Annotated in this window: 7 protein-coding genes; 3 read left to right on the top strand and 4 right to left on the bottom strand. The window is 67.1% G+C overall.

Annotation, left to right across the window (positions count from 1 at the left end):
- Positions 1–293, bottom strand: a 293-nt coding sequence (locus QOJ24_RS02515; RefSeq protein WP_526258784.1) for a TCP-1/cpn60 chaperonin family protein, incomplete at its 3' end; no start/stop codon positions are given.
- A gap of 184 nt (positions 294–477) precedes the next feature.
- A complete protein-coding gene (locus QOJ24_RS02510; RefSeq protein WP_526258782.1) occupies positions 478–1,041 on the bottom strand; it encodes a TetR/AcrR family transcriptional regulator in 564 nt (187 codons plus the stop codon).
- A 99-nt stretch (positions 1,042–1,140) separates the two neighbouring features.
- Here QOJ24_RS02510 and QOJ24_RS02505 point away from each other — a divergent pair, with 99 nt between their 5' ends.
- Positions 1,141–2,073 (top strand): SDR family oxidoreductase, encoded by a 933-nt coding sequence (locus tag QOJ24_RS02505; protein ID WP_526258780.1) that lies wholly within the window; start codon positions 1,141–1,143, stop codon positions 2,071–2,073.
- A gap of 127 nt (positions 2,074–2,200) precedes the next feature.
- Entirely contained in the window at positions 2,201–2,710 is a 510-nt protein-coding gene (locus QOJ24_RS02500) for a cupin domain-containing protein (RefSeq protein ID WP_526258788.1), read from the top strand.
- Here QOJ24_RS02500 and QOJ24_RS02495 read toward each other — a convergent pair.
- A complete protein-coding gene (locus QOJ24_RS02495) occupies positions 2,695–5,238 on the bottom strand; it encodes an excinuclease ABC subunit UvrA (protein ID WP_526258778.1) in 2,544 nt (847 codons plus the stop codon). The two genes, QOJ24_RS02500 and QOJ24_RS02495, sit on opposite strands and share 16 nt — an antisense overlap.
- Positions 5,239–5,404: 166 nt before the next feature.
- Here QOJ24_RS02495 and QOJ24_RS02490 point away from each other — a divergent pair, with 166 nt between their 5' ends.
- Positions 5,405–7,129, top strand: coding sequence for a DEAD/DEAH box helicase (locus QOJ24_RS02490; RefSeq protein ID WP_526258776.1), 1,725 nt, complete (start codon positions 5,405–5,407; stop codon positions 7,127–7,129).
- On the opposite strand, the gene QOJ24_RS02485 is transcribed toward QOJ24_RS02490, so the two are convergent.
- Positions 7,126–7,632, bottom strand: a complete 507-nt coding sequence (locus tag QOJ24_RS02485) for an SRPBCC family protein (RefSeq protein ID WP_526258774.1) — start codon at positions 7,630–7,632, stop codon at positions 7,126–7,128. The two genes, QOJ24_RS02490 and QOJ24_RS02485, sit on opposite strands and share 4 nt — an antisense overlap.
- Positions 7,633–7,638 lie beyond the last annotated feature (6 nt).

The following is a 7,638-nucleotide window of genomic DNA, read 5'->3' as shown; positions in this document are numbered from 1 at the left end:
AGCGCCTGGGCCAGCACGGTGGCGGTGGTGGTGCCGTCGCCCGCGACGTCGTCGGTCTTCTTGGCGACTTCCTTGACCAGCTCAGCGCCGATCTTCTCGTAGGGGTCCTCCAGCTCGATCTCCTTGGCGATGGACACACCGTCGTTGGTGATCGTGGGGGCGCCCCACTTCTTCTCCAGGACGACGTTGCGGCCCTTGGGACCCAACGTCACCTTTACCGCGTCGGCGAGGCTGTTGAGGCCCCGCTCGAGGCCGCGACGGGCCTCTTCGTCGTACGCAATTGTCTTAGCCATTGCGAAGTGATTCCTCCGGATTTGGGGATGGCACACGTATGTGGTCGGGTTCAGTGCCCGCGACGGACGGCTGTGGGTGTGCTCCGCATGTGCGGCCCCGTGCCTCACCGGCCCGACCTAGCACTCACTGGTCGCGAGTGCCAACTGCATTTCTAGCACTCGACCATGGAGAGTGCAAGGTAGTTCACCGCTGGCGTAGCCCGTCCAGAAAGACCTCTGTCAGGCGCTCTGCCGCCTCCCGACGGTAGCCCTGCATCGCCTGGGCCCCGACCATGAGTGCCTTGACGTCCGGGACATCGAGGTCGCCGCGAACCGTTCCCGCCTTCTGGGCAGCCCGCAACAGATCGCCCAGCAGGCCGAGGAACGCCTCCTCGGCGTCCGGCGCCGCGGCGTTGATGTCGACGCCGACTCCCGCGAGCGCATCCACCAGACCCTGGTCCGTCGCACCCCAGTCCAGCACCATCGAACGCAGGAAGTCGAACAGCGCCCCACCCGGCCCGGCCGAGGTCAGCAGGGCGTGGCCGCTGTCCACGATGTGGCGTAGCCGGTTCTCCACCACGGCCCGGTAGAGGTCCTCTTTCGTCGGGAAATGCCGGTACACGGTGCCCGCCCCGACGCCGGCCCGCCGCGCGATCTCGTCGATCGGCACCGCCAACCCCTCGGCGGCGAAGGTGTCATAGGCGACCTCCAGCACCCGGGCTCGGTTACGCGCAGCATCCGCGCGCAACGGCCGATCGGGTTGAGCCACGTCCCACCTCCCGGGAATTGACTAAGCGGGGCGCACGTTCCGTATAGTCGGTTCAAACGGAGCACTCGCCCCGTTTAGCCTCGATTCTAGGAGATCATCATGACGAACTGGACTACTAGCGACATACCGGACCAAACCGGTCGCACCGCCGTCATCACCGGCGCCAACACCGGCCTCGGCTACGAGACCGCAGCCGCGCTGGCCGCGAAGGGCGCCCACGTGGTGCTCGCCGTGCGCAACACCGACAAGGGCCAGGCCGCAGCCGACCTGATCTCCAGGCGCAGTCCCGGCGCCAGCGTCGCCGTGCAGGAACTCGACCTCACCTCGCTGGTGTCCATCCGCGCCGCAGCCGACGAGCTGCGGGCCGCCCATGACTCCATCGACCTGCTGATCAACAACGCCGGCGTCATGTTCACACCGAGGTCGACGACAAAGGACGGCTTCGAATTGCAGTTCGGCACAAACCATCTGGGCCACTTCGCCTTCACCGGACTGCTGCTCGATCACATCGTGGCAGCGCCGGGTTCTCGTGTCGTCACCGTCAGCAGCGTCGGACATCGTTTTGCGCGCAACGGCATCCGCTTCGACGACCTTCAGTGGGAGAAGGACTACAGCCGCGTCGGCGCGTACGGGCAGGCCAAGCTGGCCAACCTGATGTTCACCTACGAGCTCCAACGCCGCCTGCGGGGCACCGGCACCATCGCGGCTGCCGCGCACCCGGGCGGTTCGCGGACCGAGCTCACACGCAACCTGCCGCCGCTGCTCGGGGCCGCGACCAAACTGGCCGAGCCACTTTTTCAGCCCGCCGAAATGGGGGCGCTTCCGCAGTTGCGCGCCGCCACCGACCCCGGTGTCATCGGCGGTCAGTACTTCGGTCCCGACGGATTCGGTGAACAGCGCGGTTACCCGGTCGTGGTGGCCTCCACCCGGGTCTCGCACGACGTCGCCGCGCAGAAGCGGTTGTGGACGGTCTCCGAGGAGCTGACCGGCGTCACCTTCGACGTTCACACCAGGTCGAGCAGCCCCTCGTAGAACCCGCCGAACCCGCACGCGGCTCGATCAGAACTCGGCCGCCTTATTCTGGACGTCGAGGAGCATCTCGATACGGGAGCCCTCGTCGTAACCCACGCCCGATGCTATGACCGCGAAGGAAGCGTTGATGTCACTCGTGAACCCGCGGGCGGTGCCGCCCTATCCGCCGCAGCGATACACCAAGGACGAACCCGAGGTCAGTGCGTGGCTGCGGCGGGGAACCGAACCGCCGGACTACGACTCGTTCGGCCTTGTCCAGTACCACTATCTGGCCAACCAGAGGGCCACCGACGGCGACTACGGCCTGTATCGCGTCGAGATCGCCCCGAACGGCGGCGGGCCCGGCCCGCATTTTCACCGCGCGATGTCCGAGGCGTTCTTCGTGCTCTCAGGAACAGTCAAGCTGTACGACGGCACGGATTGGGTCGACGGGCAGCCCAACGACTTCCTCTACGTCCCGCCGGGCGGCATCCACGGTTTCCGGAACGAAGCAGACGCGCCCACGTCGCTGCTGATGCTGTTTTCTCCCGGCGCGCCGCGGGAGCACTACTTCGAGGGCTTGGCCCAGCTCGGCGACTTGACCGACGACGAGCGCCGGGAGTGGTTCATCCGCAACGACAACTACTTCGTGGAGTGATCGAACCGCGCCGCCAGGTAGGGCGCGGTGCGGCTGCCCTTGGCCTGACTCACTTTTCGCGGTGTGCCCGCCGCGACGACGCGGCCGCCGTCATCGCCCGCGCCCGGTCCGAGATCGATCACCCAATCCGACCCGGCTACCATCCGCATGTCGTGTTCGGCCACCACCACGGTGTTGCCCGAGTCGACAAGGCGATGCAGCTGCGCATCGAGCGCGTCCACATCGGCCGGATGCAACCCGGTGGTGGGTTCGTCGAGCACATAGAGTGTGTGGCCGCGGCGAGGTCGCTGCAATTCCGAGGCGAGCTTGATCCGCTGCGCCTCCCCACCGGAGAGCTCGGTCGCGGGCTGCCCGAGACGCAGATAGCCCAACCCGACGTCGTGCAGTGTCGTCAGGCTGCGCGCCGCGGCCGGGACATCGGCGAGGAACTTCGACGCCTCGTCGACGGTCATGGCCAGGACGTCGGCGATGGTTCGGTCGCGGTACCGCACACGCAATGTCGCCTGGTTGTAGCGCGCGCCGTTGCACGCCGGACAGGTAGCGTAAGTGCCTGGCAGGAACAATAATTCGACCGATACGAAGCCCTCTCCCTGACAGGTCTCGCAACGACCTTCGGCGACGTTGAACGAGAACCGGCCGGCCGTCCAGCCACGGCGCCGCGCCGCAGGCGTCGCAGCGAATTCCCGCCGAACGGCGTCGAACAGTCCCGTGTAAGTGGCCAGCGTCGAGCGCGGGGTCCGCCCGATCGGTCGCTGGTCAACGGCGACAAGTCGGGCGATCGCCTCCGCGCCCACCGCCGTCACCCCGACGCTGGCGTCGTGATCGAGGTCGACGATCTCTGCGTCGGAATCCTCAGCGTCACTGTCGGTTTCGCTCTGGCCCACCACGCGGCCAAGCTGGCGGATCACCACATCGCCGAGCACCTTGACGACGAGCGTCGACTTGCCTGAGCCGGACACACCGGTGACGGCGGTGTAGACGCCCAGTGGCAGGTCGACGTCCATGTCGCGCAGGTTGTGAAAGCAGATGCCCTGCAGCCGCAGCCAGTCCGACGGCTTGCGCGGGGTGCGCCGCACCGATGCATCGTTGTCGAAAAGGTACCTACGAGTGATCGACTCATCGATATCGGAAAGTCCCGAAACGGGTCCGCTGTAGAGAACCTGTCCGCCATGCTCGCCCGCGCCGGGACCGACGTCGACGATCCAGTCGGCGCGGCGAACCACGTCCATGTCGTGCTCGACCACGAACAGCGAATTACCTGCTCGCCGCAGCCGATCCAGCACATCAAGCAGCGGCTCGGCGTCGGCGGGATGTAGGCCGGCAGATGGCTCGTCCAGCACGTAGAGCACCCCGAACAGCCCCGCGCGCAGCTGCGTGGCCAACCGCAGCCGCTGCAGTTCGCCCGGCGAGACGGTAGGCGTGCGTCGGTTCAGCGTCAGATACCCCAGGCCGAGATCGATGAGCACCTGGATGCGCGCGACGAGGTCTGCGGCGATCATCGTGGCGACCTCGGTCAGTTCACCGGACTCCGTCGACTCGAAGGCCGCCGCGGCATCCTTTCGCGCCGCCGTGGGTCGCAGCACGTCGGCGAGTTCTGCCAACGGCATCGCCACGTAGTCGGCGATGGTGCGGCCCGCGAAGGTCACCTTCAGCGCCTCGGGCCGCAGTCCCGAGCCGTGGCAGAGCCCGCATTCGACGCTGTCGACGTACTGTAGGACGCGACGCCGCATCATCGCGCTGTGCGAATTGGCCAGCGTGTGCCGGACGTGGCGTTCGGCGCTGGAGAACGTCCCGTTGTAGTAGTAGTCCGCGGTGACCGGATGCTGGCTTGGATCGATCTCTACGGTCGGCTGCTCGTCTGTGAACAGGATCCAATTACGATGGCGCTTGGGCAGTTTCCGCCATGGCTTGTCGATGTCGTAGCCGAGGGTGATCAGAATATCCCGCAGGTTCTGCCCCTGCCAGGCGCCGGGCCATGCGGCGACGGCGCCCTCGCGGATGGTCAACGACGGGTCGGGAACCAAGGTCTGCTCCGTCACCTGATGGATCCGGCCAAGTCCGTGGCACTGCGGGCAGGCGCCGACCGCGGTATTCGGCGAGAAAGCATCGGAGTCGAGTCGTTCGGTGGCCCCGGCCGGATACGTCCCGGCCCGCGAGAACAACATCCTCAGCAGATTGGACAAGGTCGTGATAGTGCCCACCGTCGACCGCGAGGTCGCCGACCCTCTCCGCTGCTGGAGTGCGACGGCGGGTGGCAGACCCGTGATGTCGTCCACCTTCGGCGCGCCGGTCGGCAGCAGCAGGCGTCGAGCGTACGGCGAGACGGACTCGAAGTACCTGCGCTGCGCCTCGGCGTAAATGGTCCCAAAGGCCAGCGACGATTTGCCCGACCCGGAAATCCCGGTGAAGGCCACCAGCGCGTCGCGCGGGGCCTGGACGTCGACTCCCCTCAAGTTGTGCACCCGGCTACCGAAGACCCGAACACACGGGTCGATTTCGTCGCTTCGCGGATCAGAGGTTGCTGGCATGCTGGCAGCAGAGTACCCACGCCGGGGCGGGACAAGCATCGTGTTTGCGGCGACTACAAGCGTCAACCAACCGCGACACACCGCCTGTCCGGCGACGCGCCGCAGTTAGATGCAAACCCGTAATCCGTTGCGTTAGGCTGCTGTCCGATCAGTTGAGGAGTCTTGGGTGCGGGCTAACGGCGCGCCCGACACCCAGGCTCTGCGGAGCTGGCAGCGTCGGGCATTGGTGCGGTATCTTGCCGCGCAGCCACGAGATTTTCTGGCTGTGGCGACCCCGGGCTCGGGTAAGACGGCGTTTGCCCTGCGTGTCGCCGGGGAGCTGTTGGCCGACGGCGCCGTCGAGCAGATCACCGTTGTGGTGCCGACCGAACACCTCAAGACACAGTGGGCGCTGGCGGCGGCCCGGGTGGGTATCGCGCTCGACCCGAAGTTCAGCAACTCCGCCGCGCTCACGTCGTCGGAATACCACGGCGTCGTCGTCACCTACGCCCAAGTGGCCAGCCACCCGACTCGGCACAGGGTGCGCACCGAGAACCGGCGGACGCTCGTGGTGTTCGACGAGATCCACCACGGCGGTGACGCGAAGAGCTGGGGCGACGCCATCCGCGAAGCGTTCGAGGATGCGACGCGGCGGCTGGCGCTCACGGGCACACCGTTTCGCAGCGACGACTCCGCCATCCCGTTCGTGAGATATGAACCGGACACCGGGTCTGATGCTCTTCGCGCAAGCGGCTCATCGCCAGGGCTGATGCGCTCGACGGCGGACCACACCTACGGCTATGCCGAGGCGCTGGCCGACGGCGTGGTCCGGCCGGTGGTGTTCCTCGCCTACTCCGGCGAGGCGCGGTGGCGCACCAGCGCGGGCGAGGAGCATGCGGCCCGGCTCGGTGAGCCGCTGAACGCCGAGCAGACGGCACGGGCGTGGCGCACCGTGCTCGACGCGAAAGGCGAATGGATACCGGCGGTTCTGCAGGCCGCCGACACCCGGCTGACCCAGAAGCGCAACGGCGGTGTGCCCGATGCGGGCGCGATGGTCATCGCGTCCGACCAGAAGGCCGCACGCGCCTATGCCGCCGTGCTGACCAAACTGACCGGCGAGACGCCGACCGTCGTGCTGTCCGACGACCCCGGGTCGTCGGCACGCATCGCGGAATTCGGAGCGGGAAAAGGCCGCTGGCTCGTCGCGGTCCGGATGGTGTCCGAGGGGGTCGACGTGCCCCGGCTTGCTGTCGGCGTCTACGCCACCAGTGCGTCGACGCCGCTGTTCTTCGCGCAGGCGATCGGCCGCTACGTGCGGTCGCGGCAGCCCGGCGAGACCGCGAGCATCTTCCTGCCGTCGGTTCCGGCGCTGCTCGACCTCGCCAGCCAGATGGAGGCACAGCGCGACCACGTACTCGGCAAGCCGCACCGCGAGGAACAGGGCTTCGACGACGAGGCGCTCGCGGACGCGGCACAGAAGAAATCCGAACCCGACGAGGACAAGGGCTTCGAGTCGCTCGGCGCGGACGCCGAACTCGATCAGGTCATCTTCGACGGCTCGTCGTTCGGCACGGCGACGCCTGCGGGCAGCGACGAGGAAGCCGACTACCTCGGCATCCCCGGCCTCCTCGATGCCGAGGCGATGCGAGACCTGTTGCGGCGCAGGCAGGAAGAGCAGATCACCAAGCGCACCGCGACGGGCGAGGTACCGCCGGTGTCGAAGCACAGCCAATTGCGCGAACTGCGCAACCAGCTCAACACCCTGGTTTCGGTCGCCCACCACCGCACGGGTAAGCCGCACGGCTGGATTCACAAGGAGTTGCGACGGATCTGCGGCGGACCACCGATGGCGGCAGCGACGTCGGACCAGTTGCAGGCCCGCATCCAAGCGGTGCGGGAGCTGCGTACCTAGCTTCGCGTCTGCGCCAGCTCGGCGAGGTGCTGTAGCGAGTTCTCCAGGTGCGACACGTCGAACGGCGGAAACTGGAAGACCTCACGCGTTTGTGTGGGGACCGCCGACCAGTCGTAGGAAAGCGTCACATCGGTGCGGTCGTCGCCAACGGGCTCCAGGTCGTAGCGCCAGATCCAGCCGCCGAAGTCGAGGGGGCCGTCCTCGGGACCTTGGTAATCGGGGATATGCCGAGGTTCGGATCCGGGCATCCACGCGATGGCGCGCGGCGGGTCGAACACCTCGACGCGGTTGGCCATCTCGTAGTGCTTGTTGGGGTGGTTGTCGTGGAACATCGCGACTCGAAAGATCTGACCGGTTTCGGTCAGCGGCTTGTCGTCGCGCGCTTCGCGCACCCAGCCGGTGCCGTCAATCGCGGCGTGCGTCGTAGGGTCGGCCAACACACCGAAAACAATGTCCGCTGGCGCATTGACTGTCGTGGTGACACGTACGGATTCATCGGTCATATCAGT

Origin of the sequence: Mycobacterium sp., from assembly GCF_032159775.1 — a bacterium.
Taxonomy (GTDB): domain Bacteria; phylum Actinomycetota; class Actinomycetes; order Mycobacteriales; family Mycobacteriaceae; genus Mycobacterium.
Note: the sequence above shows the minus strand (reverse complement) of the source record. Positions and strands in the feature narration are given on the sequence as shown.